General features: G+C 32.5%; 23 protein-coding genes, 1 tRNA gene and 1 pseudogene. 8 read left to right on the forward strand and 17 right to left on the reverse strand.

The window, feature by feature from the left end; translation table 11 throughout:
* The first annotated feature begins 8 nt into the window (after positions 1-8).
* From AC8GF4_RS05875 to AC8GF4_RS05885, 3 genes are all read left to right on the forward strand, one after another.
* Positions 9-81: transfer RNA gene (locus AC8GF4_RS05875), tRNA-Phe, on the forward strand.
* Between the two features lie 106 nt (positions 82-187).
* A complete protein-coding gene (locus AC8GF4_RS05880) occupies positions 188-613 on the forward strand; it encodes a response regulator (protein WP_506593315.1) in 426 nt (141 codons plus the stop codon).
* A 211-nt stretch (positions 614-824) separates the two neighbouring features.
* On the forward strand, positions 825-1,433 hold the full coding sequence (locus tag AC8GF4_RS05885) for a DUF937 domain-containing protein (protein ID WP_506593316.1): 609 nt from the start codon (positions 825-827) through the stop codon (positions 1,431-1,433).
* 81 nt (positions 1,434-1,514) lie between these two features.
* On the opposite strand, the gene AC8GF4_RS05890 is transcribed toward AC8GF4_RS05885, so the two are convergent.
* The 8 genes from AC8GF4_RS05890 to AC8GF4_RS05925 all read right to left on the reverse strand — a co-directional run bounded on the left by AC8GF4_RS05890 (position 1,515) and on the right by AC8GF4_RS05925 (position 10,696).
* Entirely contained in the window at positions 1,515-3,773 is a 2,259-nt protein-coding gene (locus AC8GF4_RS05890) for a glycoside hydrolase family 3 N-terminal domain-containing protein (protein ID WP_506593317.1), read from the reverse strand.
* A gap of 286 nt (positions 3,774-4,059) precedes the next feature.
* Positions 4,060-5,823, reverse strand: coding sequence for a DUF885 domain-containing protein (locus tag AC8GF4_RS05895; protein WP_506593318.1), 1,764 nt, complete (start codon positions 5,821-5,823; stop codon positions 4,060-4,062).
* A gap of 70 nt (positions 5,824-5,893) precedes the next feature.
* Positions 5,894-6,256 carry a nuclear transport factor 2 family protein gene (locus AC8GF4_RS05900; RefSeq protein ID WP_506593319.1) on the reverse strand — a complete coding sequence of 121 codons (363 nt, stop codon included), beginning with the start codon at positions 6,254-6,256 and terminating at the stop codon, positions 5,894-5,896.
* 75 nt (positions 6,257-6,331) lie between these two features.
* Positions 6,332-7,237 (reverse strand): pseudouridine synthase, encoded by a 906-nt coding sequence (locus tag AC8GF4_RS05905; protein WP_506593320.1) that lies wholly within the window; start codon positions 7,235-7,237, stop codon positions 6,332-6,334.
* A 140-nt stretch (positions 7,238-7,377) separates the two neighbouring features.
* On the reverse strand, positions 7,378-8,337 hold the full coding sequence (locus tag AC8GF4_RS05910) for a geranylgeranylglycerol-phosphate geranylgeranyltransferase (protein WP_506593321.1): 960 nt from the start codon (positions 8,335-8,337) through the stop codon (positions 7,378-7,380).
* A gap of 51 nt (positions 8,338-8,388) precedes the next feature.
* On the reverse strand, positions 8,389-9,327 hold the full coding sequence (locus tag AC8GF4_RS05915) for a mevalonate kinase family protein (protein WP_506593322.1): 939 nt from the start codon (positions 9,325-9,327) through the stop codon (positions 8,389-8,391).
* A 51-nt stretch (positions 9,328-9,378) separates the two neighbouring features.
* The gene (locus AC8GF4_RS05920; RefSeq protein WP_506593324.1) at positions 9,379-9,573 is read right to left on the reverse strand and encodes a hypothetical protein; all 195 of its coding nucleotides are present in this window, start codon (positions 9,571-9,573) and stop codon (positions 9,379-9,381) included.
* Between the two features lie 40 nt (positions 9,574-9,613).
* Entirely contained in the window at positions 9,614-10,696 is a 1,083-nt protein-coding gene (locus AC8GF4_RS05925) for a diphosphomevalonate decarboxylase (protein WP_506593325.1), read from the reverse strand.
* A 110-nt stretch (positions 10,697-10,806) separates the two neighbouring features.
* On the opposite strand from AC8GF4_RS05925, the gene AC8GF4_RS05930 reads away from it, so the two are divergent.
* Positions 10,807-11,283 (forward strand): TspO/MBR family protein, encoded by a 477-nt coding sequence (locus AC8GF4_RS05930; RefSeq protein WP_506593327.1) that lies wholly within the window; start codon positions 10,807-10,809, stop codon positions 11,281-11,283.
* Positions 11,284-11,341: 58 nt separating this feature from the next.
* Here AC8GF4_RS05930 and AC8GF4_RS05935 read toward each other — a convergent pair whose 3' ends face one another.
* From AC8GF4_RS05935 to AC8GF4_RS05945, 3 genes and pseudogenes are all read right to left on the reverse strand, one after another.
* Positions 11,342-12,091 carry a BamP family beta-assembly machinery protein gene (locus AC8GF4_RS05935; RefSeq protein ID WP_506593328.1) on the reverse strand — a complete coding sequence of 250 codons (750 nt, stop codon included), beginning with the start codon at positions 12,089-12,091 and terminating at the stop codon, positions 11,342-11,344.
* Positions 12,092-12,100: 9 nt separating this feature from the next.
* Positions 12,101-12,850 (reverse strand): BamP family beta-assembly machinery protein, encoded by a 750-nt coding sequence (locus AC8GF4_RS05940; RefSeq protein WP_506593329.1) that lies wholly within the window; start codon positions 12,848-12,850, stop codon positions 12,101-12,103.
* 89 nt (positions 12,851-12,939) lie between these two features.
* Positions 12,940-13,080: pseudogene (locus AC8GF4_RS05945) on the reverse strand (NAD(P)/FAD-dependent oxidoreductase); the annotation flags it as partial.
* A gap of 769 nt (positions 13,081-13,849) precedes the next feature.
* Between AC8GF4_RS05945 and AC8GF4_RS05950 the strand changes: the two are divergent.
* The 4 genes from AC8GF4_RS05950 (at position 13,850) to AC8GF4_RS05965 (ending at position 16,357) form a co-directional block, all read left to right on the forward strand.
* Complete coding sequence (locus tag AC8GF4_RS05950; RefSeq protein ID WP_506593330.1) at positions 13,850-14,287, forward strand: hypothetical protein; 438 nt, start codon at positions 13,850-13,852, stop codon at positions 14,285-14,287.
* Positions 14,288-14,448: 161 nt separating this feature from the next.
* The gene (locus tag AC8GF4_RS05955) at positions 14,449-15,168 is read left to right on the forward strand and encodes a hypothetical protein (RefSeq protein WP_506593331.1); all 720 of its coding nucleotides are present in this window, start codon (positions 14,449-14,451) and stop codon (positions 15,166-15,168) included.
* 19 nt (positions 15,169-15,187) lie between these two features.
* Positions 15,188-15,886, forward strand: coding sequence for a hypothetical protein (locus tag AC8GF4_RS05960; RefSeq protein WP_506593332.1), 699 nt, complete (start codon positions 15,188-15,190; stop codon positions 15,884-15,886).
* Between the two features lie 21 nt (positions 15,887-15,907).
* Positions 15,908-16,357 carry a peptidase associated/transthyretin-like domain-containing protein gene (locus AC8GF4_RS05965; RefSeq protein WP_506593333.1) on the forward strand — a complete coding sequence of 150 codons (450 nt, stop codon included), beginning with the start codon at positions 15,908-15,910 and terminating at the stop codon, positions 16,355-16,357.
* A gap of 234 nt (positions 16,358-16,591) precedes the next feature.
* Here AC8GF4_RS05965 and AC8GF4_RS05970 read toward each other — a convergent pair whose 3' ends face one another.
* From AC8GF4_RS05970 to AC8GF4_RS05995, 6 genes are all read right to left on the reverse strand, one after another.
* On the reverse strand, positions 16,592-17,800 hold the full coding sequence (locus tag AC8GF4_RS05970) for a BaiN/RdsA family NAD(P)/FAD-dependent oxidoreductase (RefSeq protein ID WP_506593389.1): 1,209 nt from the start codon (positions 17,798-17,800) through the stop codon (positions 16,592-16,594).
* A 295-nt stretch (positions 17,801-18,095) separates the two neighbouring features.
* Complete coding sequence (locus tag AC8GF4_RS05975; protein WP_506593334.1) at positions 18,096-18,782, reverse strand: glycerophosphodiester phosphodiesterase; 687 nt, start codon at positions 18,780-18,782, stop codon at positions 18,096-18,098.
* A gap of 206 nt (positions 18,783-18,988) precedes the next feature.
* Positions 18,989-20,656, reverse strand: a complete 1,668-nt coding sequence (locus tag AC8GF4_RS05980) for an alpha-amylase family glycosyl hydrolase (protein ID WP_506593336.1) — start codon at positions 20,654-20,656, stop codon at positions 18,989-18,991.
* A gap of 1 nt (position 20,657) precedes the next feature.
* Positions 20,658-23,045, reverse strand: a complete 2,388-nt coding sequence (locus AC8GF4_RS05985; RefSeq protein WP_506593337.1) for a glycoside hydrolase family 31 protein — start codon at positions 23,043-23,045, stop codon at positions 20,658-20,660.
* A 232-nt stretch (positions 23,046-23,277) separates the two neighbouring features.
* A complete protein-coding gene (locus AC8GF4_RS05990) occupies positions 23,278-23,679 on the reverse strand; it encodes a GxxExxY protein (RefSeq protein ID WP_506593390.1) in 402 nt (133 codons plus the stop codon).
* Positions 23,680-23,772: 93 nt separating this feature from the next.
* Positions 23,773-25,611, reverse strand: a complete 1,839-nt coding sequence (locus tag AC8GF4_RS05995) for a glycoside hydrolase family 13 protein (protein WP_506593338.1) — start codon at positions 25,609-25,611, stop codon at positions 23,773-23,775.
* Positions 25,612-25,679 lie beyond the last annotated feature (68 nt).

The raw sequence follows: 25,679 nt of genomic DNA on the forward strand, positions 1-25,679 counted from the left end.
ATAAGCACGGTACCTTAGCTCAGATGGTAGAGCAATGGACTGAAAATCCATGTGTCCCTGGTTCGATCCCTGGAGGTACCACAAAACCCACTCCTTTGAGTGGGTTTTTTGTTTTGGACACTATCAAACATCAAGTATTATTACTAGAATAAGCTACAAACTGAAGTGAAGAAATAATTAAAGACCTATGAAAAAATTAAATTCCATTTTACTTATAGACGATGACAAAGCCACTAATTTCATTAGTAAAATGCTTATTAAGAAGGCTGGGATAACAGATCATATTGAAACCGTACTCAATGGGAAGCAAGCCATAGAGTATCTTACCAATACTGGTAAATATACAAAAGAAGATGATGTTTTTCCATGTCCAATGTTGATTTTGCTGGATATAAACATGCCTGTTATGGATGGATGGGAATTTGTAGAAGCTTTTCAAAAAATGGAGATTGCTCAAAAAGTAGTTATTATTATGTTAACGAGTTCTGTTAACCCAGATGACAGGCAAAAAGCTGAAAAATTTACTGCAATATCTGGTTTTCAAAACAAAATCCTAAAAATGGAGGATCTTATTTCAATAATGAACAACTATTTCCCTGGACATTTGGAATAATCTACTAAATAAAAAAAAGTTGAATTCAATTTCACGGTTTTCTACTTTTCATTTTTTTTTAATAATTATCTAAGTAATTTGATAAAAAAATGAATTTATTTGTTTTTTGTTAAAATTTTCATATATTTATCCGATTATCGGCAATAGTATGCGTTTTGCCGATTGTTTAAAGTCAATTCAAATAAAGCATTTACTTGATAATAGATAAAATATGGCCCCCATTTTGCTTAGTCAACTTAGAAGTACTATATCTTCGTCATTAATTTCAATATTTTGTAAAAAATTTGAAGAGAATGAAATAGTACTCATAAAATCGATTGACACAAGTATTTGTACTGTATTGATTGGACTTGATTCCATAATAAAAACCAATTTTTTGTATGACAAAATTATTGATTCGATTTCAAACTCTAATTTCTATAATACTATAGAATTTGAAAACGGAAAACTCTCCTATATCAATTACTCTTTCGAAGAAGAGGGATTTATACCTTTAAATTTAATTTTTTCTATTAAAAGAAGTAGAATTTCAGAAATGATTTCTAATGAAATTGGTGTAAAAAGTGAAACGGCCAAAGCGCTATTAAATTTTGCTGTTATGCTTACTTTGTCTCATTTAAAAAATGAAAAACAAAAAGTAAAATTTTTGCAAAGTACTTTAGATTCAGAAAAAAGCAATATTATTAAAGCACTTCCAACAGGCATTAGAGTTATTTTGGGATATTCAAATTTTGTATGTGAAGACTATAATGAGACTGATGCTTTTTCAAGTGTAAAATCTAATTTTATAAATCAATTCTTAGATAAAGTTTTCAAGTAATTATTGTGACTTATTTATTTTAATAAAAAAAGTGACAACAATCCTAGAATTGCTATCACTTTCTTAACTAATCAACTCAACCTAATTTAAAACAAACTCTTTTGTAAGGGTATCTACTTGAATTTTGAAAGTTCCTTTTTCTGAAATCCATTTCAAGTCATTGTTTACAAATTGTAAATCTTTTTGGGTCAAAGTAAATGTCACTTTTTTACTTTCTCCAGGGGCAAGATTAATTTTTTCAAATCTTTTTAAGGCTTTTACCTCTGGAGTTATACTTGCTATTATGTCAGATAGATATAGTAAAACTGATGTTTTTCCATTTATTTTCCCTGTATTTTTTATATCAACAGTTATGTTTAAATCATCTGTTGTATTTAGTTGGGTTTTGTCGATATTCAAATTCGAATATTCAAATGTAGTGTAGGATAAGCCCGTTCCAAATTCGAATTGTGGAGAATAACTTTTTTCATATTTAGCATCATTATTTTGCTCCTCATCTCCTAAGCTTTCCGTGTATTTACGATTGTATTTTTCTAATGAATTTGGATATCTAGGATAGTTATAAGGCAATCGGCCACTAGGATTTACATCGCCATACAATATATCGGTTAGTGCTCTTGCTCCTTCGTTTCCTGGCAAATAACATTGTACTACAGCATTCATTTTGTCCTCAAAATCGCTTATTAATCGGGGTCTTCCTTCGTTCAAAACCAAAACAATTGGGATGTTTAATTTTGACAAAGCCAATGCTAGTTTAATTTGCGGAGTTGTTAGGTATAAATTACTGATGTCTCCAGGTGTTTCGGTGTAATTTTTTTCACCCAAGCACAAAACTATTTTAGAAACTCCTTTGGCCATTTCAACCGCTTTTGCAATTTCTGAATCATCATGATTTTCGAGATCTGCTCCTGGAGTATACAATACATTTTCTTTTCCTATTTTAGACTGTAATGCCTCAAGAATAGTCATTTTGTCGGCCGCATAAGTGTCGGAATTCTCCCCTTGCCAATTATAAGACCAACCTCCATTTAAGTATTTCATACTATTGGAAGTAGGTCCTGTAACTAAAATTTTTTCATTTTTATTTAATGGTAAAACCGAATTGTTGTTTTTTAATAATGTGATAGATTCCGACGCAGCGGTATAAGCAACATCAATAAATTCTTGTGAACCAAATTTAGGATACTCTTTTAAATTTGCTACAGTGGATTGAAACAAATTCAATTCAAATTTCATTTTTAATATTCGAGTTACCGCATCGTCAATTCTTGACATTGGGACTTCACCTTTGGCAACCAAATCCAATAAATCATTGTAAAAAGTATAATCTTCTGGAACCATACTCATGTCAATTCCTGCCATTACAGATATTTTTACAGCATCTCTATTGTTCTCAGCCACTTTGTGACGAGTATACAAGTAAATTATATCTTTCCAATCCGTAACAACAACTCCTTGAAAACCCAATTCATTTTTCAAAACATCTGTAATCAGGTATTTGCTTGCATGAACAGGTGTTCCGTTAATTTCGCCAGAACTAACCATGACACTTTTGGCTCCAGCTTTAATTGCGGCTTGGTATATGGTCAAATCAAACTGTCTGAGTACTCTTTCTGGAATTATACTTGGCGTTCTATCTTTGCCTGTAGTTGTGCTGCCATAACCTATATAATGTTTCATACAGGAAGCCACATTGTATTTTGAACCAACATCATTTCCTTCAAAACCTTTTACCATTGCTTCTCCCATCTGCGCAGACAAATACACATCTTCTCCAAAAGACTCCCAAATTCTTGACCAAGAAGGGTTTCTAGGTAAATCCAAATCGGGTGAAAAAACCCAAGGAATTGATGAAGCACGAGTTTCATACGCTGAAATTTCTGCGCCTCTTTTTACAATAGCTGTGTTGAATGTAGCTGCCATTCCTATTTGTTGTGGAAACAAAGTTGCACCAGCTGTATAACTTGAACCATGTATAGCATCGATTCCATATAGTACTGGAATTTTTAATCGAGTTTTGTTGGCTTCATTACTTATAGTAGTAATTACTTCATTCCATCTTTTAATTGTCGGAGCACCAGGATTCGGGCAGTTCAAGATAGAACCAATATGGTATTTTTGTATGGCTTCGTTTAGCTTTGTCAAATCTATTTCGCCTTTTTTGTCTTTAATGTCAAATGTGGTAATTGTAATTTGAGTCATTTGACCAACTTTTTCTTCAATGGTCATTTTTGAAAGTAGTTCGGTTACTTTCTTGTCAATTTCAGCTTTATTATTTTGACTTCTAACTCCTAATGCCAGAAAACCGCAGAATAACAGTAGTGTAATTTTTAATCTCATTTTTATATAATTTATCTTTTATAATTAGATTTTTTAGCAATAAGCTAAATTTTAATGTTTTTAAAAGTAATTATATTTATTAAGAGACAATTTTTTATGGAACAAAATTGTTTGATTTTGATCCCTTTAACGTTTTCGTTATTCGCAAACGAAACCGATTCTTCCAGTATTTTATTATTATATAAATAAAAAAAATCCCATTTCACTTAAAGCGAAATGGGATTTAAATAAATTTATAGCATCTCTCGATTCAATGCTAATTAAACAAATTCAATCAAAAAATAAACTAGTTTTCTTTAATCCATTCATTAATTTTATTTTCTAATAACGCCAATGGCAAAACACCAGATTCTAATACTTTTTCATGGAATTTTTTGATGTCAAATTGAGCTCCCATTTTGGTTTCTGCCTTTTTACGCAATTCCATAATTTTTAATTGCCCAATTTTATAAGACAAAGCTTGACCTGGAATTGCCATATATCTTTCGATTTCAGTAGTTATACTTTCTCTACTTTCAGCTTCATTAGCCAATGAATAATCAATAGCTTGTTCTCTGGTCCAACCTTTGCTATGCATACCTGTATCTACTACCAATCGAACTGCTCTGTGCATTTCATTGCCTAACATTCCAAAATATTGATATGGATCTTGATATAGTCCTAATTCTTTCCCTAAACTTTCGGTATATAATGCCCAGCCTTCACCATAAGCACCAAACCAAGCAAATTTTCGAAAATCAGGTAAAGCTGCATTTTCTTGTTGTAATGAAATCTGAAAATGATGCCCAGGAATAGCTTCATGTAAGAATAAATCTTCGTCGCCATAAACATTATACTCTGTTACATTTGGAACAGGAACATAAAAAATACCTGGTCGAGTTCCATCTGCGGATCCTTGATTGTACTCAGCACTTGCTGTTTTTTCTCTAAAAGCTTCTGTTCTTCTAATTTCAAATTTGGATTGTGGCTGCAAAGAAAAAAGCTTGTCAACGTTTGGTTTTATTTTGGTATAAATCCTTTCAAAATTTGCAATTACTTCTTCTGGTTTATGAAATGGTTTAAGCTCTTTTTTATTTCTAACTTCATCAAAAAAGGCTAATAAAGTTCCTTTAAAACCAACTTGATTTTTAACCTTCTCCATTTCTAGTGTCAATCTTGCTACTTCTTTTAAGCCTATTTCGTGAATTTCTTCAGGCGTCATTTCGGTAGTTGTCCATTGCTTTACGAGTCCTTTATAAAGTGCGGTACCAAAGGTTAAACTTCCAATTCCACTAGTTGATCTAGAAGCAGGGAGGTATTCGTTTTTTAAGAACTCCGCCATTTTTTTGTACTTTGGAATCAATTTTTCATTAATTGCTGTAGTATATTTTGCAGTCAAATCTTTTTTTACAGCATCACTAAAAGAAGTCGGCATTAATTTTATAGAAGAATAAAATAAATTGTCTTCTATTTTTGCAGTTGGCATGTCTGCAAAGAGTGGAATCACTTTTACTGTTAATGCTTTTGGTAAAACTGCACCTTCTTTCATTCCTTTTTTCATATACACCATTGCAGAATCAATCCAAACAGCATACTTGTCTATTCTTTTTAAGAAATTGGCATAATCTTTTTCAGTTTTAAAAGGTTGGGCACTAGTTCCACCTGCGTATTGCCCCATCGTAACTTGAGTTCCCCAGAATTGATGGATAGGGAGTAAGTTTGAAGGTTGTTTCAATACTAGTTTCCCAACTTGAATTTCCCATTTCATAATTTCAAAACTGTTTTTCTCTTCTTTTGAAAGTGTAGTTTGGTCTATTTTGGCTAAGGCTGTTTCGTACTTATTAAAAAAAGCAGCTTGCGTTTTTCTATAGGAATCCGTCATTTCAAATTGCAACTGATCATTGTATGCCGATTGACCATTTTGGGTAGCGCCCAAAGGATCCAGTGCATTTTTGTCATCAAAATAACTTTTAGTCAAAGCCGTGAAATCTTGCTTCTTTTCATTCGATTTACAATTTGTCAATACAATTGACACAACAATTGCAAACAAAAAAATGTGGGTTTTTCTCATAATTGGGTTTTATTAATAAGTTGTAAATCTAACTAAAAGGCCATTTTTCGTCTGTTAATTAAATCTTAAACTATCCGTGATAGACTCTTGAAGCTACAATCTTATCTTCTTTAACAACAAGAACTTCGGCTACAAGCATGTCTTCTTCATTTTCGACGGTTCGAATATATTCCATAAATACTCGATCTGCATTGGCTGTAAGCGAGGTTACTTTATAATGCAAACTTGGCAACCGATCAAAAGCATCTTGCCACCAAGCTCGTAACGCTTCTTTTCCAGAAACTAATCCTTGGGTTTCAGGTTTACGAATTTTTAATTTTGGACTAAAATGTTCGGCTTCTTCATCATATAATGAAAGTAGCTGTTCCAAACTATGATTGTTAAAAGCATCAAACCATTTAAAGGCGATAGATTGTAATTTTTCTGGTGTCATTCGGTTTTTTTTAATTAAAAAATCCCTTTACATTTTGAAGTGAAAGGGATTTGAGATTTTTTTTAGAGAGAAGTATTATACGTTCTTCAGATTAATGATTTCTTGATCTGTAAGTAGCCTCCAATTTCCTCTTGGTAAATTCTTTTTGGTTAATCCTGCAAAAGCTACACGGTCAATTCTTAAAACGTCATAACTGAAATTTTCAAAAATAGCACGAACCACTTTTACGTTTGCCGATCTTAATTGTATTCCGATTTCGCTTTTTGCTTCTCCCTCAATATAACTTACATCTTCAACATAAACTCTATGTCCATCAAGAACAAGTCCTTTGTTTATTTTTTCTAAATCTTCAAACTTCAAATTTTTGTCTAAAGAAACTTGATATATTTTGGATGATTTTTGACTTGGTAAAGTAAATTTACGAATCATATCGGTATCATTTGTAAACAACAAAAGTCCCGTTGTGTTTTTGTCCATTCTGCCTATTGGAGCAATTTTTGAAGTGGTAGAACCTTTTACAAGTTCTAAAACATTTCTGTATTCTTGACCTTCATCAAGAGCAGTAGTAAAATTTTTAGGCTTGTTTAATAAGATGTACACTTTTTTCTCAGGAGTCAAAACCATTCCGTCAAAATTGACAACATCACCAGGTTTTACCATATATCCCATTTCTACAACAGGAATTCCGTTTACTTTTACATTTCCAGACTGAATGTAAATATCGGCATCACGTCTTGAACATGTCCCAGAGTTTGAGATGTATTTGTTCAAACGAATCTCATCTTTTACTTTTGGTCTTTTTGGAGCTTGATTCGGTTTTTTCTCTACTTTGTCAGTAGTATCGGCAACTTTAACAATTGTTTTTACTTTTTTTGGCCCTTGTGCCCTTTTTTGCATCGCAGGTTTTGGCTTATTTGAACTAGGTCTAGAGCTGTTTGCTCTTGGTCCACTTCCTCTATTATTGCCGTCCTTATTGTTCATAATATTCTATAATTTGTGCAAAGATACTATTTATATCATTGAGAAACGATTTTTGGCAATTAGAAAAAGCTAACTATCTAATTAAATGTACTTTAATTTAGTCTGTAAAATTAAAAAAGGAGGTTTGCTTTTGAGAATACCTAATATACAGCCATTAATATTTTTTTACCGTGCCACAATACACTTGGGTTTATTAAGACGATACAAAAAACACCAGCAACTATTATGAATTTCAAAACATTGTGAAGTACAACATATTGTTCTTTGGTGTTCCATTTCCATAAATAGAGTAAGAAGAAAATAAGAACAATAAAACAACAGTAAAAATAAATATCCATATAACCAACATCGTATACATCAATTAAGAAATATACAGGGAAGATGGTCATTATAGTTAAAATCGTTATTATTCTTTTTGAAAATTCTTCGCCATAAATAATTGGAATGGTTTTGTAATCATTGGCCAAATCACCTTTTATATTTTCCAGATCTTTAATCATTTCACGTATTAAAATCAAAAGGAACAAAAATGTTGCATGAGAAAGAATAACGGCAAGTTTACCACTATTGTTTTCTATTTCATACAAAGGCATTTTTAAATAAAAGTAAAGTAAAATACCAAAAAAAGGTAAAACTGCTAGAAGAGCTGCCATTAAATTGCCAACCAAAGGGTATTTTTTTATTTTATGAGAATAAAACCAAATTAAGAAAATATATACCGAAAAAAACAAAACTGCCCTAAATGAAACAAAAAAAGCAATCACCGCTACAAAAAAATTAAGACTAAAATAGACTCGAAGTTTTGTTGTTTGACTAACCAAACGATCCAAATGTGATTTATTTGGTCGATTAATCAAGTCTTTTTTACTGTCGTAAAAGCTATTGATAATGTATCCTGAAGCAATGGTTAAACTAGAGGCCAAAACAATTATAAAAAGATGGAAGTCTAAAAGTATTGCTAAAGCTCTTTTCTCTGGTGCCAAAATAAATATTGCCGAAAGATACTGCGCTAAAGCAATAATTGGAATGTTGTAACCTCTTATTACAGAGAATAAACTGAACATTTTTAATAGAAAAAGTTTATTCTGCCTGCTTGACATGGAATGGGTTTAAGGTTTATGAGTTTTAATTTCGAATATAAAAAATGTGAATTAAAATTGATAAACTACTTCTAGTTTGAAATCTTTCAATGAAGCTTTAGCTTTTTCAAGATCTTCTGTAAAACCTAAAATATAACCACCACCGCCAGAACCGCAGAGTTTTAAATAGTAATCATTTGAATCAATTCCAGCTTGCCAAATACCATGAAATTGTTCTGGGATCATCGGTTTAAAATTGTTTAAAACCACTTTTGACAAGTGTTTCGTGTTTTCAAATAAAGATTTCATGTCGCCTCCCAAGAAATTTTCCACACAAGCATCAGTGTATTTTATAAACTGATTTTTAAGCATAGTACGAAACCCTTTGTCTTTAAGGTTTTCCATAAAAATATTCACCATTGGAGCGGTTTCCCCAACAATGCCAGAATCTAATAAAAATACAGCTCCTTTTCCATCAAAACTTTGAGTTGGAATACCAGTTGCTTCAATATTGTCTTTAGAATTAATTAAGATAGGTATGCTCAAATAACTGTTTAAGGGATCTAATCCTGAACTTTTTCCGTGAAAAAAACTTTCCATTTGAGAAAAAATTGTTTTTAAAGTCAGTAATTTTTCTCTAGTTAAATTTTCTAAAACTGTGATTTTATCTTGAGCATATTTATCATAAATAGCAGCTACCAATGCTCCGCTGCTGCCTACTCCGTATCCCTGAGGAATACTGGAATCAAAATACATTCCTGTTTCAACATCATTCTTTAAAGTCTCTAAATCAAAAGTGACCAAATCAGGTTGTTCATTTTGAAGGGTTTCCAAATAGACTACAAAACGTTTCAAATGACCGTTGGATTTTATGGCATCTTCAGAAGGATTTAGCTCTTTCTTCAGTGCGCCATTGTAAAAGTTATAAGGAATTGATAATCCTTTGGAATCACGAATAATTCCGTATTCTCCAAAAAGTAATATTTTTGAGTAAAATAAAGGTCCTTTCATATTTTGTAAAATTATCAATTTGGGGTTGGTAATTAGTGTATTGTATTAATTTTAAAAATCGACTACATCCGACCGATTTTCATTTTGTATGCCTATGTTTATTTCTTCTTGCTGTTCGGGAGTTAATTCCTTCCAAAGCTCTTTTTCTTTATTTTCAAAAACCAAGCGAATTTTTTTTAGAATTGAAACATCCTTTGTTTTTAAAATCTTCTTAATTAGTCTTAATTTCTCCGCATTCAAATCCATGATTGTAGCATTTAGAAAATAAAGATAAGAAAAAAATGAATTAACTCAACAATGCGCCATTTCCAATCTCGTCGCAAAGGTACTGAGCATTTTGGCAATAGCCAACTAATTCTGCTTTAATAAATTGCAACACTTTTTCTTTAACCGCATTTGGATACAAAACATGCACATTCGCACCTGCATCCAAAGTAAAACAAACTGGAATTTGGGTCTCATTTCTGAATTTCCAAATTGCATTAATTATTTGTAAAGTATTCGGTTTCATCAAAATGAAATACGGTAACGAAGTCATCATCATCGCATGCAAAGTCAAAGCTTCACTTTCTACAATGGTTATAAATTCATCTAGATTTCCGTTTTCAAAAACAGGAATCAGTTTGTCTAAATTTTCATGCGCTTGAGCAAATCGTCTTTCGGCAAAAGGATGATCGTGCATCAAATCATGTCCTACGGTACTCGAAACTTGCTTTTCACCTTTGTCAACGAGCAAAATGGTGTCTTGAAAATTTTTGAAAATATCATGAATCGCATATGGATATTCAACTCCATACAGATCTGTACTCCCTTTTATATTGGCTTGATTTCCCCAAACTACTACTTGTCCTTTTACGCTTCTACAAGCACTTCCTGATCCTAATCGCGCCAAAAATGATGCTTTACTATAGAAATATTCTTCGGTCATTTCAGGATGTAACGCTTTTTCCAAACTCATAAAATTCATTGCCAAAGCTGCCATTCCCGATGCCGAAGAAGCTATTCCAGAGCTGTGTGGAAATGTATTTTGCGTATCAATCGTAAAATGATACTCTTTCAAAAAAGGCAAGTAAACTTCAATCCTTTCCAAGAATTTTTGAATTTTTGGTTTAAAATCTTCTTTGGGTTTTCCTTCAAAAAGCAAATCGAAAGAGAAATCGCCATCGTTTTGTTTTTTGGCAAAAGCCAAAGTTGTAATCGTTTTACAATTGTTCAACGTAAAACTAACCGATGGATTGGCTGGAATTTGGTTGTCTTTTTTGCCCCAATATTTTACCAAAGCAATGTTACTGGGTGCACTCCAAGTAAAACTTCCTTGGTTTAAACTATTTGTATAGGGCTTAGGAATAAAATCGGCAGCTGCAATCATAAATGAAAAATTTGAGCAAAGATACTTTTTTTAACCAAAATGAGGTTTTCCTATTTTGTATAATCTTTAGAAAGTTTTTAAGTACTTTTGACTTCTCAAAAAAAACATAAATGAATAAGATTACTCGAATTTTAGCAATTGTTGCAACTTGTCTTGTTGTTGGTTATTTTTCTGGAATGGTTACCCGTTCGGCAATAACCACTTGGTATCCCACTTTAATCAAACCAAGTTTCAATCCACCAAATTGGATTTTTGCGCCAGTTTGGAGTACTCTTTATATCATGATGGGAATTGCTGCAGGATTGGTTTGGAACAGAATTGATTTCGAGAAAGAAATCGTAAAAAAAGCATTGTTGTTTTTTGCTATTCAATTGGCATTAAATGCCTTGTGGTCGTATCTGTTTTTTGGATTAAAAAACCCAATGTTGGCGGGTCTTGAAATCATTATATTGTGGTTAATGATTTATGAAACGTATATTCAATTTTCCAAAATCAACAAAATTTCAGGTTATTTGTTTATTCCATATTTGCTTTGGGTCAGTTTTGCTGCAGTTTTGAATGGGAATATTTGGTGGTTGAATCGATAGAGAAAAACAGTTTTTAGCCATAATAAACAGTAATCTTTTGGGACTTAGCTAAAACAAATTACTTTGATGTTGGTTTCTTTCTATACTCCGCGTTTTTAACGATTAAAAAATCCATTATACTAAGTTCGTTTGAACTCGAATTTAATATTTTTGACTTCGGATCGACATCACAATATTGCAGAAAAAGTTCTATTTCATCTGGTTTTAATTTTAGGCTTTCCGTAAAAAATTTTTGATCGCAGGTGTTTTTGGCCAATGTTGCAAATTCAATTTCTGGCAAAGTTACTTTTTCTGGTTCTTTTTCTTTTGACAATAAATCTTTAAGCTTTTTGCGAATTGTAACAAAATTTAACCCATTGACAAACGTACCCTTTCTCATCTTTTGATATCCCTCTCTATTGTCAAATTTTTCTGTCGCATACTCATCTCGTTTACTTTGTTCGTATTTTTTGTCTTTGCTTAGTTTTAAATTTTGCTTTTTTTCAATTACGACTTCCTCTAATTCTTCGACATTTTTAAGCATTATAATCTGCAGATTATTAAGTTCAAGCAGTTTTGGCGATACTCTCAGCCTATTTAAATTGTAATCTTTTGCATAAATAAGTAAACTGTCATTGACTTTAGCTTCAATTACAAATTCGCCTTTTTCATTTGTAGTAGTGCTTTTTTTGGTTGTTTTATTGATGATATCCACATTTTTCAATAAGAAATTCTCTGATGAAACTACTCCTTTAAGAAGCTTTTCTGATTGTGAAAAACTAAATTGGCAAACCAAAAAGGATAGTATTAAAAGTATTTTTACGTTCATGTTATGTTACTATTTTACAACTTCTTTTAATTTTTTAAATTCAATTTTTTTGATTGTCAAAAAATCCATCATGCTAAGAACATTAGTGTTTTCAATTAGTTTTTTGGATTTTGGATCAGTATCACAAAACTGAAGAAAAAGATCTATTTCTTCTGGTTTTAATTTTAAAGTTTCAAGGTAGAATTTTTGATTGCAGGTGTTTTTGGCTAATGTTGCAAATTCAATTTCAGGCCCTTTGTCTTTGGGTGGTTCTTTGTCTTTTATAAACAGTCCCAAAACCATTCCAAATATTCGATTGATATCGGCACCGTTTTCTATAGTTCCATCGTAAACTCCAGTTCTTGGTTTACTTGCAGCTTTATCCAAAGTTATTTCGTCCACTTTTCCTTGTTCGTAGCCTTTAGTCCCGCTCAATTTCAGGGAAGACATTTTTGTAATCACTACTTCTTCTAGCTCTTCTGGTTTTAGGTTCAAATAAACAGTCAATCCTTTTTCATCATACAGTTTTTCGTTTACAAGTAACTTTTTTAGTTCATAGTTTTTTGAAATAAAAACGAGTAAATCATTTTTTTTTGCTGCTATAGAAAAATTACCAAACTTATCAGTACTTGTTTGAGCTTTAGTATTAAAATTAATAATAGCAACTCCCTTAATAGGAAGGTTTTGATTGATAACTTTTCCTTGAAGTAATTCTTGGTTTTGCGAAAAACTGAATTGAGAGGTAAATAAAGAGAAAACAAGAAGTAATTTTACTTTCATAAGTAAGAATTTATTGAAAGTAAATTTATCTCAATCGTCCTTAAAGAAAACTTAGAATAGCCGTAAATTTTTGTTAATTTATTCCTTTGCTAAACAGCACTCGCTACAATAAACCCACTTGTCCAAGCATTTTGGAAATTAAATCCACCGGTAATGGCATCAATATTTGCAATTTCACCTGCAATATAAAGGTTTTCATGTAGTTTGCTTTCCATGGTTTTGAAGTTGATTTATAAAGATTGGTTTGAAAAATACTAAGTACTTTGGTTCTTTCTTAAAAGAATTATTTCTTGTTGTAAATCTGTTATATTTTTCTCTTCTTTTTTATTCCTTCTTCTAGTTTATAATTATTTTTTTCATTTTTTCAAAGACATATTGATTTTTACTTCCAAAATGATTATAACTGCCCGAATAATCTCCACTGGCATTTTGTTTATTGATTATATAAATACCATCTTATGGTTTGTAAATTTCTTCTCAAGTAGTATAAAATTTTTTTGCCATTTTATCTCATTCTTTTTTGAATATTTTAGTAACTCCGTTTTCTCTACGACTATATTGTGATTGAGATATTTTCTAAGTAAATCTACTCTTCTTTATTGCGAAAAAATCTTTTCAACGCACTTGTTTGATAAAATTTTTGCTTTATCACAATTGACCTTCTTCATAAAAAATAAGAATTATATTTTTATTTACATAAATTATTTAAATAAAAGACTGCAAAAACTAATATTTAATATTATTTTTGAAAAATATTCGTACATTAGTTTTATAGTAAGCCAAGTGCACATGGTAGATTGAATTAATGATTGTCTTGAAATTTCATTGAGTTAAAAAGCATTAATTAAAAAAAAACAGAACAATGAAAGTACAATCATCCATTATGCAAAAACTTACACGAAAAGAAAAAACACTATTTACACTAAAAATTTAATTTCTTATACATGAAAAAGTTTCCAAAAATCCTTATTAGAAATTAGTCTTATCCTAGTAACATCTTTGTTTTTATTTAGTTGTAGTGATGAATCTCATGATGATACTATTATAACAGATCCTTTAGGCTCTCAACCGGATAACTTAAAAACAGTACCACTAGAAAATACGCTTAACTTTTTAAAAAAATTAAATAATGATCGCCTTACTAAAAGAGTTTCAAATGACATTGGTTTGGAAATTGATGTTGAATCATTAGAACAAGTTGATATAACAAATACAGATGCTAAATTAAACATAGCAAGCGCAACCACTAAATTTGAGGGTGTAGAAACGGAATTTTTACAAATAGAAATAAATGGAGAATTGCAAACTATTTTGTTTCACCATATTCCTGAAAAGAATATTACTATGACTAGTAGGAGGCCTATAGATGATGGTAATTTTACAGGGGATGTTTACTCCACGGATATAGATGGCAGGGTACTTAGTGGTTTTGAATAAATAAAGGAACTATTACAGGATCATACAATCCCTCTCCTTACGCAACTGATCCGGACCCTATAAAATTAAATGAGGTTATTATTAAAAATACTTATGTTGCGCCACCTTATGGTGGTAATTATATTACGATGTTGAATTATGACTTTGTTAGACCACAATCTATGAATAATTATGCATCAATGGGGATTGCTTATTATGCTTATTATAAAAATCTAATGTATCAAAACTTAGAGAAAATAATTGTGGATAAAGACTTAAATCCTTGCCTAAAAGAAGTTCTCGAAAAGTTGAAAAATGCCAAACAATCTGATATAGCCAAGATATTAGAAACACTGGGTGTCAATAATGGACCTAATGTGACTATGCAGATGGGGAAAACAAAAGGTGACAACTATGCCGAAACTGTTAAAATTTCAAAATATGATTATTCAATAACAGTTAGTCCTGACTACACAGGCGCAACTAAATTATTTAGAGCATTTGCATTATTACATGAAATAACACATGCCTATTTCCATAACCTTGTAGATAATTATGCTACATACCCTACAAATATGCCTTTTGATGGTCTTCCTATGTTATATCAAGCTTATGTAGTTAAAGATTATCCCGGAGGTACTGAAGCTGCTCAACACGAGGCAATGGCGACTAAATACGTTGACATTATTGCTACTGCTCTACAAGAATATGATGGAAATTTTACAACACCATATCAAGTATACAAAGATTTAGCATGGAGCGGACTGCTAGAAACTGCTGCTTTTAAAAAAGAATTTCCCGAAGGAAGCGCTGGTTATACCAGAATAAAAAATAGGTATAGCTGTGAACAGAGAGGAGGCACCATCGGTTCTGAATCTCCAGTAGGAAAACCTTGTAAATAATTTAAGTTATGAAATCGTCATGGCAATAGTTGCCAAAAACACCAATGAAGATCTGACGATACCATATTCCATTAAAAATAAATATTATCTACATATGAAAAGAAAAATATTCCTTGTTTTATTAATATTATTCATTGTAACAGTATCAAATAACGTATTTTCACAGACAGAAAAAGACAAATTTAATGCTGTCAATGATTATTTAGAAACCGTTGAAGAATTCTCAACCGAGAAAAAAATGATCATACGAGATAAAGTAAGTCCAAATAGAACTATTTACATTTTAAAAACGGATTATATACTTGCTATTGACTCCTTAGGTAATACAAAGTCCATTAAAGATTTCTATAGTAAGAAAGATTGGGAAACAATGAAAAGGACATACGAGAACAAAGTACTTCCTGAAAAAGGAAAGACCTTTGTAAATAAATATTGGAAAGAAAATGATTTTAGAAAAACAAAAAATTTAGTTTTTGTAGATATTCCAAATGGTTCTTGGGAAAATGCTTTTTTACAATATATGGATATGGACAGTTCGCTTCATAAGATTTATGCATTTTCAGATCCCATTTACTACAGCAGCAAAAAATATCTAATTTTTACTTTTTTTAAGAGCGATATGTTTAATTCACATAGTGCAAATGAATATATAGTGATTATGAAGAAAAAACAAAATAAGTGGGTTGTAGCCTATACAGGCTATGACGGTTCCATGTGAATAGGGTTATATTAATTTATCATGAAAAAATACATCTATATTTTACTTTTATTCAGCTACTTATTAGTTTTTTGTGGATGTTCTTCCATTAAAAACGAGTTAATACCAACCGCTAATAAAGGTGGGTATAAGGTCAATGTAATCAGAGCAAAATCTAAAATTAATTCAGACGAAGTCACTATTAAGGGTACAGTCTTTGATATTAAAACTGGCAAGCCGATAAATCCTCCTGTACTACTGACTGTTGGTTGTGTTAAAATTCAAACTTCATCTCAAGGAGAATACTCTTTTAAAACTCAAAACTTGAAGAATGAATATTTTTTTATAAAGGTTATTTCTTTAGGATATAAAACAGTCGAAACTAATTTTATTGATATCTATAATAAAAATGAAGTTAAAATTGATTTTTATTTAGCTGAAGATGATAGGCCATTTATTGATTGCCCACCCGATGGAGTTAATAGGAACTAATACCAGATATAGGAGTACTCGAAAACGTGTGTAAAAATTACAAGTGATTTTTACACACTTTTTTTAACACTACCAATTAAAGTTACTTCATCAAAACAATCTAAAAATCCCTTACAAAAAACATATTGCTTTTCAGCAGGAAATATCAGCAGTGCCTGATATTGTTACCGAGGATTTACGTTTAGTTGAACGCTTATTGTAATCAATTTAAAGATGTTTTTAAAAGACAGATTCCTAAATAGTATTCGCCACAATAAATCCGCTTGTCCAAGCATTCTGGAAATTAAATCCGCCAGTAATGGCATCAATATTTACAATTTCGCCTGCAAAATAAAGGTTTTCATGTAGTTTGCTTTCCATAGTTTTGAAGTTGATTTCTTTTAAATCGATTCCGCCTGCAGTTACAAACTCTTCTTTGAATGTGCTTTTGCCATTGACTTGAAAAGTACAGTTTGTCAACTGACTCAATAAATTTTGCAATTGGATTTTAGAAAAATCCGCCCATTTGGTTTCGACTTCAATATTTGATGCCAGAACTAAACTTTCCCATAAACGGTTTGGAAAGTCAAAAGGAGATTTTTTGGAAACGGCTTTTTTGGCGTGTTCTTGTTTTACCGTTTTTAGCACTTTTTCAGCATCTTCGGCATCCATATCGTTTAGCCAATTCACAAAAATAGTAAACTGATAGTTTTTATCGAATAAAGTTCGCGCTCCCCAAGCCGATAATTTCAGAATAGCTGGACCACTCATTCCCCAATGCGTGATTAACAATGGTCCTGTTGAGGTTAACTTCGTGTCTTTGACTTTTACAGTAACTTGAGCCGCCACACCAGGTAATTCTTTGATTCGGGAATCTTTTATATTAAAAGTAAATAGGGAAGGGACAGGGCTTACAATCGCGTGACCTTGTTGTTGGAGCATTTCCCAGATTTTAGGGTTACTTCCTGTGGCAAGAACTAATTTTTCTGCAATGTAGTTTTCGTTTTGCGTTTCCACTTTCCAGAAATTGTCTTTTTTGAAAATGGACTGAACACTTTGACCTGTGAGAACCGCAATTCCGAGCTTTTGAGTCGCTTTTATGAAACAATCAATTATAGTCTGCGAAGAATTTGAAACAGGAAACATTCGTCCATCCTCTTCAATCTTGAGTTCTACACCGTGTTTCTCGAACCATTCGATAGTATCTCCCGAACAAAATTGATGAAAAGGACCACGCAATTCTTTTTCGCCACGTGGGTAAAATTTCACCAATTCATTGGGTTCAAAGCAAGCATGAGTTACATTGCAGCGTCCGCCTCCAGAAACACGTACTTTTCCCAATACTTCGGCTCCTCTTTCGAGTATGGCAACTTTCATTTTTGGGTTTTTCTCCACAATATTGATGGCCGTAAAAAAACCTGCAGCACCACCGCCTACTATTATTATGTCAAAGTTTTGATTCATGATTGTAAAAGGAAATATGTTGAAATGCAAAGGTAGGTTTTTGAAGGGAGAACCGAAGATTTTTTCATTTATAGCTGGGCAAACGCCTGTCAAAAAAAGTTGACACGAATTACACTAATTTTCACTAATTTTTGTGCGCCTAAAAAATAAAATTACACGAATTTTTTCTGCCTTTGGCACAAACATATTGACTCCAATGCTATTTGTGCAATTATATTTTTGAAAAGAATTCGTGTAAATTCGTGAAATTCGTGTCGAAATTTTCACTCACACAGCTTCGTGCAGAATCATCGTTTTAAATCCTATCCAAAAAATCTGTAATAATTCCATTTACATGAAAAGATTTTATTCTTTGAATATCCTCGATTTTATTTACTGTCCAAGGGAAAACCAGAATTCCTTTCTCTTGAATTTTAGCGGTATATTCATTGGTCAATAATTGAAAATCGGGATGTAAGGCTTCGGCTTTCATAAATCTGGCAAAAGAAATAGCAAAGTCCAAATCGGTTTCGGTTAGAACGCCAATCCTAATTTCATCGTTTAAAAATCGAATTTGTTGCAACGCATTCCAATCAAAGCTGGAAACAGTAAAGTGAGCGTGAGTCCAATTTTTGACAGAAATGTAATGCTCGATCAGTTGAACCACTTGCTCGGCTGTATCTTGGTTTTTTAACTCAATATTGACAAAACATCTTTGATTGACCAAGTCCAAAACTTCCTCCAATGTTGGAATTTCATAGGTATCATTGATTCGAAATGCCTTTAATTCTTGTACTGTCAATTGGTTCACAACACCTTTACCGTTGGTTGTTCTGTCTACAGTTTCATCGTGAATCACTATCAAATGTCCGTCTACGCTTAGATGCACATCCAGTTCGATGCCGTCAGCGCCCATTTGTATTGCTTTTTCAAAAGAAACCAAGGTGTTTTCGGGTTCGTATCCTTTGGCGCCGCGATGTCCTATTTTGAGTATTTTGTTCATAGTGCTACAAATATAAAAAAACCTCCAGCTAAAGCTGGAGGCAATTAAAAATCTTTTGCTGTGTTCTATAATTGCAAAAAAGCAAAATACTAACCCTTTAGCCCCGATTGAAGTGAAAATCCTTTTGTGCAGGTGTTCGGCACAAAAGATTGTAACGGAAAGCGGGACGATATTTCCAAAGAAGCCTAGTCTTTCTGCTTCAAAAATTATTTCTTTAATTCCAACAAAACAATATCAAATTCACTGTCAACGGTAACTTTACCATTCAAAACTGTTGCCATTTTACCAGAATAGGCATCTTTTATTTTGGCTCCATCTTTGAATGTAGTACCTACTGGAATTTCTTTTTTTCCTTTAGCTAAATCTAAGCCTATTACAACGGTATCTGTGTAATTCCCTCTTGTAAAAGTTCTGGAACAAACATACGGTTTTGCCGAAATTTCAATATTCACACCAGCTCCAACTGATGGATGGTTTTTTCTAAATTGACCTAATTTTTGCCAATGCAACAGCACTTTTTGAGTCTTTGCATTGGTTTTTACAGTATCCCAATTCATAAACGAACGCAATGTGGCATCACCTTGAGTTCCTTCAACCACCAAAGATCGTGCAGATTCATCACCGTAATACACTTGTGCAATTCCTGGAGTCAAAAGTAGTTTAGTACCACTTTCGATACTTTTTTCTCTCTTGGCATCAAATGGACCTCCATCATCATGCGATGATAAATAATTTAAAACACTAAAACTTTTCAATTGATTATTCAACAAATCCGAATATTTTTGAAACATAAAAGCATAGTCTTTTTGAGCATCACTTTTGAATTCAAAATTGATCATTGCCGTAAAACCATTTTCGTAATAATTTACCTTTCTGTCTCCAAAATCAAAAATTTGTCCGGAACTTATGTTGTAATTGTACACTTCGGCAACGGTGTAAAATGGATTGTTGTCTAATACTTTGGTTGGATTGTTTTTTTTCCAATCTGCAAAGGTATAATCGCATTGTGTTTTAAAATCAGCCCAAACACTTTCATCTGTATGTTTTACGGTATCGGCTCTGTAACCGTCAATTCCGAATTCTGCGATGTAATCGGTCAACCATTTTATGATGTAATATTTTGGTGTTCTAGGGTAGCCCGTTCTTTTGAAAAAAGCACCCAATGAAGCTACTTCTTTTTCGTATCGTCCTTCTTTTTTCCATTTTTCGATCAAAAAAGGAGGGAGGCTGACTTCTACTTTGCTTTCCGTTTTTACATCAGGTAAATTCGCCACCAATGTACAGGCAGTTGTGTTTTCGAAATTGCTGTATTGGCATTTAGGCTCTGTGCGAACCCAGCCTTCTGGCCAAACCGTATCTACTTCTGTAACTGGTCCCGTATGATTGATTACACCGTCAAGCATAATTCGGATTCCTTTGGCATGTGCTTTTTTTACCAACTCGGACAAGTCTTTTTTGGTTCCAAAATTTTTATCCAATGCTGTCCAGTCTCTTGCCCAATATCCGTGAAATCCATAACTCAAACCCGTTCCTTCATCAACGCCATCGTGAATTTGTTCGACAACAGGTGTAAACCAAATCACATTGATTCCTAATTTGGTAAAATAACCTTCGTCTACTTTTTGAGTGATTCCTTTGATGTCTCCACCTTCAAAACCTCTCAATTTTCCAGTAGTTTTGGTTCTGTTATAATTTAAATCATTCGATTTATCGCCATTGGCAAAACGATCGGTCATCAAAAAATACAAGTTGGCACCTTCCCAAACGAAAGGCGTTTTTTCGGTTTTTGCTTTAGATTCTTTTTTTTCTTGGGCACTAACAAAAGTGGTTACTGCTAATAAAAATAGGGCTAATACTATATTTCTACTTTTCATTTTATAATTGTATTTTAATTTCGTTATCCAATCCTTTTTTCAATACAACGGGAATTTCAAGAATGTTTCCATTTGTTTTAAAATCTACATTTACACCGTTTACAGTCACTTTACTTGGTTTTCCTGCGATATTATGAACTAAAAAAGTAATGTTTTTATCTTCGCTTATAAAAGATTTACCTGTAACCGTATTAATTTTAACCGTAATCAATTTATTGGTTGAATTACTCGAAAAATTGAGTATTTCATAAGCTCCTTTTTCAAAATCATTTGGAGTAACGCCATCGTCATTGTATAATTTTCCAGTACTTGAAGTTGCTTTTTCGTCATGATAAAAATGCAAATCAAAATTGGCTAATGCGTATTTAGATGTATTTTGAATCGTTTTTATCATCGGAATAAAAGCGCCACCACGAACAAAAACTGGGATGTTATCTGCCGATACTGCTATGTTTGCCGTTGTTCCTGCCTCTTGTTTTGCTCCAGTATAAAAATCATACCAATTATTATTTTTTGGAAAATAAATCGATGTGTTTGTAACGCCCGATTTTGTAATTGGAGTTACCAAGAAATCATTCCCCCATAAATACGAATCACAAGAATTCAACAACTTTTCGTTTGTTGGTTCTTCAAAAAATAAGGGACGCATCAATGGTAAACCTTTGTTGTTGTTTTCAAATGCCAAAGTATAGTTGTATGGCAACATTTGATAACGCAATTCTATTTGTTTTTTTACTTTTGCTTTGGTTATAATGTCTTTGTAAACAGGCTCCGAAGGCACGTCTTCCTGCGCATGCGGACGGTAAACGGGTTGAAAAACACCGTATTGCAACCAACGAATATACAGTTCATTGTCAAAATAATCGCCTGCAAATCCGCCTAAATCGGAGTGCATATACGCCATTCCCTGCATTCCCATCTGCAATGCAATTTCGGGTTGCGATTGTAATCCTTCCCAAGAACGGCTCACATCTCCAGACCATGGAATCATCCCGTAGTTTTGAGATCCAGAATATCCAGCACGCATTAGAATAAATGGGCGCACCGTTGGAAAATCAGTTTTGTATCCATCACGAATCATTTTTGCCCAATTATGACCATAAATATTATGCACTTCATCGGCAGGTCCTTGGGCTGTAAATGCGGCGGAAGGGAATACTTCTGGTTCACCCAAATCGCCCCACCATCCACCAACTCCTTGGTTGATTAAGTTTTTGTAAATATTCCAAAACCAGGTTTTACCTTCGGGTTTAAAAACATCTACTAATCCTGTATTTCCAAAATAAAAATCATATTTAAACGGATTTCCTACTTGATCTGTAGCTAGTACTTTTTTATCCACTGCTTCTTGCCATTTGCTTGAAGTAGTTAGAATAAAAGGTTCCGTGATTAAAATGGTTTTAACTCCTTTGCTGTTCAAATCGGTTATCATTTTCTTAGGATCAGAGAAATTGTCTTTGTCCCATTCTAAATTCCCCATAGTACCTTGAACGGTTTTTCCAAACCAATACAAATCCAGAATTATGGCATCTACAGGAATTTCGTCTTTGATGTATTTGTCAATTGTTTTGGTTACTTCGTCTTGAGAATGGTATCCAAATCGACTGGAGAAATTTCCTAAAGCCCAACGAGGAACAAGCGGTTGTTTACCAGTTAATGAAGTGTAATTCAAAGTCAAATCAGCCCATGTGTCACCAGCAATTACTTGATATGTTTTTCGGCCAGAAATGGTTTCATAAACCAACGTATTGTCTTTTTTACTGTCCAAATCCAACCAACCTATGGCTCCGTTATCAAAATGTACCGCATAAATTTTGGATGATAGTACTAAAGGAATCGAGAAATTCATTTTTTTCGAATGCGTTCCATATCCATAATCGGCTTGGTTGTACAATTCCAAACGATTTCCTCGACGGTTCATTCCCAAAGCACGAGCTCCTGCGCCATAAAGCGCTTCGGTTGCTTCAAGATTAAACTCCAAAGTTTCTTTTGGATTTTCTTTGCTAGCATTCTCTCTTTTTGCATATCCATTTTTTTCAGAAATTAACGGTTTGTTTTTGTACAAATAGCTAATTTGAAAAGGACTTTTTACAATAGAAACCGAAATCCCATTAGAGGAATATACTAATTCGTTTTGAGTTTGCTTTATTTTAAAAGCTACTTTTTCAGGAGTTAAAACAACTGCATGCGAATTGAAATTTAAGTTTTCTCCAATTGGCAAAAAAGTAGTTTCAATTATTTTATCTGAATACGGTTTGATATAATAAACGCCATCGGAGGTTTTAATCTCTAAGTTGTTTTTGACTACTTTATAACTTTCAAATTTTCTGTTTGCATTTTGTGCAAATGAAATACTTGAAATTAAAAGGAATAGAATTATTTTTTTCATGACTGTTTTTTTTTGAACCATTAAGACATTAAGATTATTAAGCTTTGCTTGTAATTTGATGACTTATAATGGTAAATTTTTTTTCACCTATTTTTTTTTTTTTTGAACCATTAAGGCATTAAGTTTATTAAGCTTTGTTTGTAATTTGATACATAAAAGGGCAAAGTTTTTATTAATTAAACTTATTGACTTAATGGTTTATTCAATTATTTTGAGATTCAATAGCTGATTTTTAATCTAGCCTGGTGAAAAATTTATTAACAAAAGGTTTTAATGATTTAGAAATATTTAAAGTGTAAAAATTGATTAATAAACCTTGAGGAATCTCTAATAACTTCATATAAGTTAGTAATTGCGCCTCGTGAATTGGCAAAATTGCTTCAACTGTTTTCAACTCTAAAATTATTGTGTCATTTACCAACAAGTCTAATCTTAAATCTGCATCAATTTCTAAATCATAATACTGGATAGGAACAGATAATTGCTGTCTTACAGAATAACCATTAGTTTCTAACTCATATTTCAAGCATTTTTCATAAACACTTTCCAGTAATCCTGGCCCTAGTTCTTTATGCACTTTTATTGCATACCCAGTAATTTCATAAGACAATTGAGTCACTTCTTTTTTGGTTATTTTATTTTTATTAAATCATTAAAAATTAAGCTTATCAATTTACACTTTTTCTTAATAAACTTAATTCCTTAATGGTTTAAATTTTTTATTTTTTCACTTCAATTCCAAAAGCAGAACCGATTTTCCTTCGATAGTAATGTCATTTTTCAAATCAATAATTTTTCCAGAAAGCACGTCGCTTCCTGTTTTGTAATTTAAAATACTTTCTTGAAAACGGTTCGTTGGAAAAGTTTTAGAATCTTTATTATTATTGATGACGACCATAACCGATTTCGAGTCTGTATATCTGAAATATACATACACGTTGTTTTCTGGGATATAATGTTTCATTTTTCCAAAATGTACCGCATCATTTGATTTTCTCCAAGTAAATAATTGAGATGAAAAATCAAAGTACTTTTGTTGTTCGGGAGTTCTCCCTGCTTTAGCGAAAGCATTATTCTTGTCACCTTCCCAACCGCCTGGAAAATCCTGACGAATAGCCGCATCTCCATTTTTATCTTTGTTCCCAGCCATTCCAATTTCGGATCCATAATAAATTTGAGGAATTCCGCGAACGGTTGCCAACAATGTCATGGCCATTTTATATTTCGGCAACTCATTTTTATAAATTTCATTGAAACGATTTGTATCATGATTCTCCACGAAAGTCATAATGCTATTGATATTTGGATATAAAAAGTCATTGGTAAAATTCTCGTAAACATTAATCATACCCTCATTCCACTTACCATTGTCTTCATTGAATACTTTTGCTAAAGCATCTGTCAATGTAAAATCCATAACCGATGGTAAATACGAATTGTAATTTTCTATAGCCGCAATTTTGCTGTCTTTTTGCCAATATGCCATTTGGGCTTGGGCGTGCATCCAAACTTCACCTACGATATTAAAACTAGGATATTCATCTGTAATTGCTTTGGTCCATTCGGCGATTCCTTTCTTGTCACAATAGGAATAGGTATCTACACGAAAACCATCTAAATTAGCATATTCAATCCACCAAATAGCGTTTTGTTTCAAATAGGTATTCACCAATGGATTCGATTGATTCAAATCGGGCATGGATTTTACAAACCATCCATCCATACACATTTTGGCGTCAATTTGAGACGCATTGGTGTCAAACTGAGTGGTCATTTTGTAATTGGTTTGCGCATATCCTGGGAATTGATGTATCCATTCATAGGTAGGTAAATCATTCATCATCCAATGTTCGGCTCCCCAATGGTTTGTTACGTAGTCCATGATTAGTTTCATGTCGCGTTTGTGCAATTCTGCCGAAAGTTGTACATACTCTTCATTGGTCCCAAAACGTGGATCAATTTTATAAACATCTGATTGTCCATAAGTATGGTAGGAGTAGGCTTTGTCGTTGTCTTCGCAAAGTGGTGTTGGCCAAAGTGCTGTAGCTCCCAATTCTTTAATGTAATCCAAATGTTGAATCATTCCCGCAATATCTCCACCGTGTCTCCCGCCGGGAAGTGCCCTGTTTCCTTTTTCAACAACCGATTTTTCGCTGTCATTTTTAGGATTACCATTGGCAAAACGATCGGACATAATTAAATAAATCAAATCAGAAGCATCATAACTTTTGCGTTGAGCCGAATTTTCCCTTCTTTGCTTTAAGCTATATTTTTTCGTGAACACGACTTTTTTATCATTCGAAAATGAAAAGATAAAATCTTGTGCCGTTGTGTTTTTAGTGTCAATAGTAACGAAAAGGTAATTTGGATTCTCTGTTTTTTTGACTTCTTTTATAACAATAGCATTGGATACTGTCACTTCATTTTGGGCAATATTTTTGCCGTAAAACATAATTTGTAACTCAGGGTTGTGCATTCCGGCATACCAAAAAGGAGGTTCGACTCTGTCAATTTGAGCGAAAATTGATGTCGAGATAAAAAAGAAAAGGAAGATTATTTTTCTCATGGAATCTTTTTTTTTAACCATATAAGGCTTTTAAGAAAATGTAAGAAGAACTTAAATAACTTTTTATA

This window comes from Flavobacterium rarum (SeqCode) (assembly GCF_965234445.1).
GTDB lineage: Bacteria > Bacteroidota > Bacteroidia > Flavobacteriales > Flavobacteriaceae > Flavobacterium > Flavobacterium rarum.

Bases quoted from the DNA above. Each gene is read 5' to 3' on its own strand.
- AC8GF4_RS05880 (WP_506593315.1), top strand. From the start codon at position 188: ATGAAAAAATTAAATTCCATTTTACTTATAGACGATGACAAAGCCACT.
- AC8GF4_RS05885 (WP_506593316.1), top strand. From the start codon at position 825: ATGGCCCCCATTTTGCTTAGTCAACTTAGAAGTACTATATCTTCGTCA.
- AC8GF4_RS05890 (WP_506593317.1), bottom strand. From the start codon at position 3,773: ATGAGATTAAAAATTACACTACTGTTATTCTGCGGTTTTCTGGCATTA.
- AC8GF4_RS05895 (WP_506593318.1), bottom strand. From the start codon at position 5,823: ATGAGAAAAACCCACATTTTTTTGTTTGCAATTGTTGTGTCAATTGTA.
- AC8GF4_RS05900 (WP_506593319.1), bottom strand. From the start codon at position 6,256: ATGACACCAGAAAAATTACAATCTATCGCCTTTAAATGGTTTGATGCT.
- AC8GF4_RS05905 (WP_506593320.1), bottom strand. From the start codon at position 7,237: ATGAACAATAAGGACGGCAATAATAGAGGAAGTGGACCAAGAGCAAAC.
- AC8GF4_RS05910 (WP_506593321.1), bottom strand. From the start codon at position 8,337: ATGTCAAGCAGGCAGAATAAACTTTTTCTATTAAAAATGTTCAGTTTA.
- AC8GF4_RS05915 (WP_506593322.1), bottom strand. From the start codon at position 9,327: ATGAAAGGACCTTTATTTTACTCAAAAATATTACTTTTTGGAGAATAC.
- AC8GF4_RS05920 (WP_506593324.1), bottom strand. From the start codon at position 9,573: ATGGATTTGAATGCGGAGAAATTAAGACTAATTAAGAAGATTTTAAAA.
- AC8GF4_RS05925 (WP_506593325.1), bottom strand. From the start codon at position 10,696: ATGATTGCAGCTGCCGATTTTATTCCTAAGCCCTATACAAATAGTTTA.
- AC8GF4_RS05930 (WP_506593327.1), top strand. From the start codon at position 10,807: ATGAATAAGATTACTCGAATTTTAGCAATTGTTGCAACTTGTCTTGTT.
- AC8GF4_RS05935 (WP_506593328.1), bottom strand. From the start codon at position 12,091: ATGAACGTAAAAATACTTTTAATACTATCCTTTTTGGTTTGCCAATTT.
- AC8GF4_RS05940 (WP_506593329.1), bottom strand. From the start codon at position 12,850: ATGAAAGTAAAATTACTTCTTGTTTTCTCTTTATTTACCTCTCAATTC.
- AC8GF4_RS05955 (WP_506593331.1), top strand. From the start codon at position 14,449: ATGAATAATTATGCATCAATGGGGATTGCTTATTATGCTTATTATAAA.
- AC8GF4_RS05960 (WP_506593332.1), top strand. From the start codon at position 15,188: ATGGCAATAGTTGCCAAAAACACCAATGAAGATCTGACGATACCATAT.
- AC8GF4_RS05965 (WP_506593333.1), top strand. From the start codon at position 15,908: ATGAAAAAATACATCTATATTTTACTTTTATTCAGCTACTTATTAGTT.
- AC8GF4_RS05970 (WP_506593389.1), bottom strand. From the start codon at position 17,800: ATGAATCAAAACTTTGACATAATAATAGTAGGCGGTGGTGCTGCAGGT.
- AC8GF4_RS05975 (WP_506593334.1), bottom strand. From the start codon at position 18,782: ATGAACAAAATACTCAAAATAGGACATCGCGGCGCCAAAGGATACGAA.
- AC8GF4_RS05980 (WP_506593336.1), bottom strand. From the start codon at position 20,656: ATGAAAAGTAGAAATATAGTATTAGCCCTATTTTTATTAGCAGTAACC.
- AC8GF4_RS05985 (WP_506593337.1), bottom strand. From the start codon at position 23,045: ATGAAAAAAATAATTCTATTCCTTTTAATTTCAAGTATTTCATTTGCA.
- AC8GF4_RS05995 (WP_506593338.1), bottom strand. From the start codon at position 25,611: ATGAGAAAAATAATCTTCCTTTTCTTTTTTATCTCGACATCAATTTTC.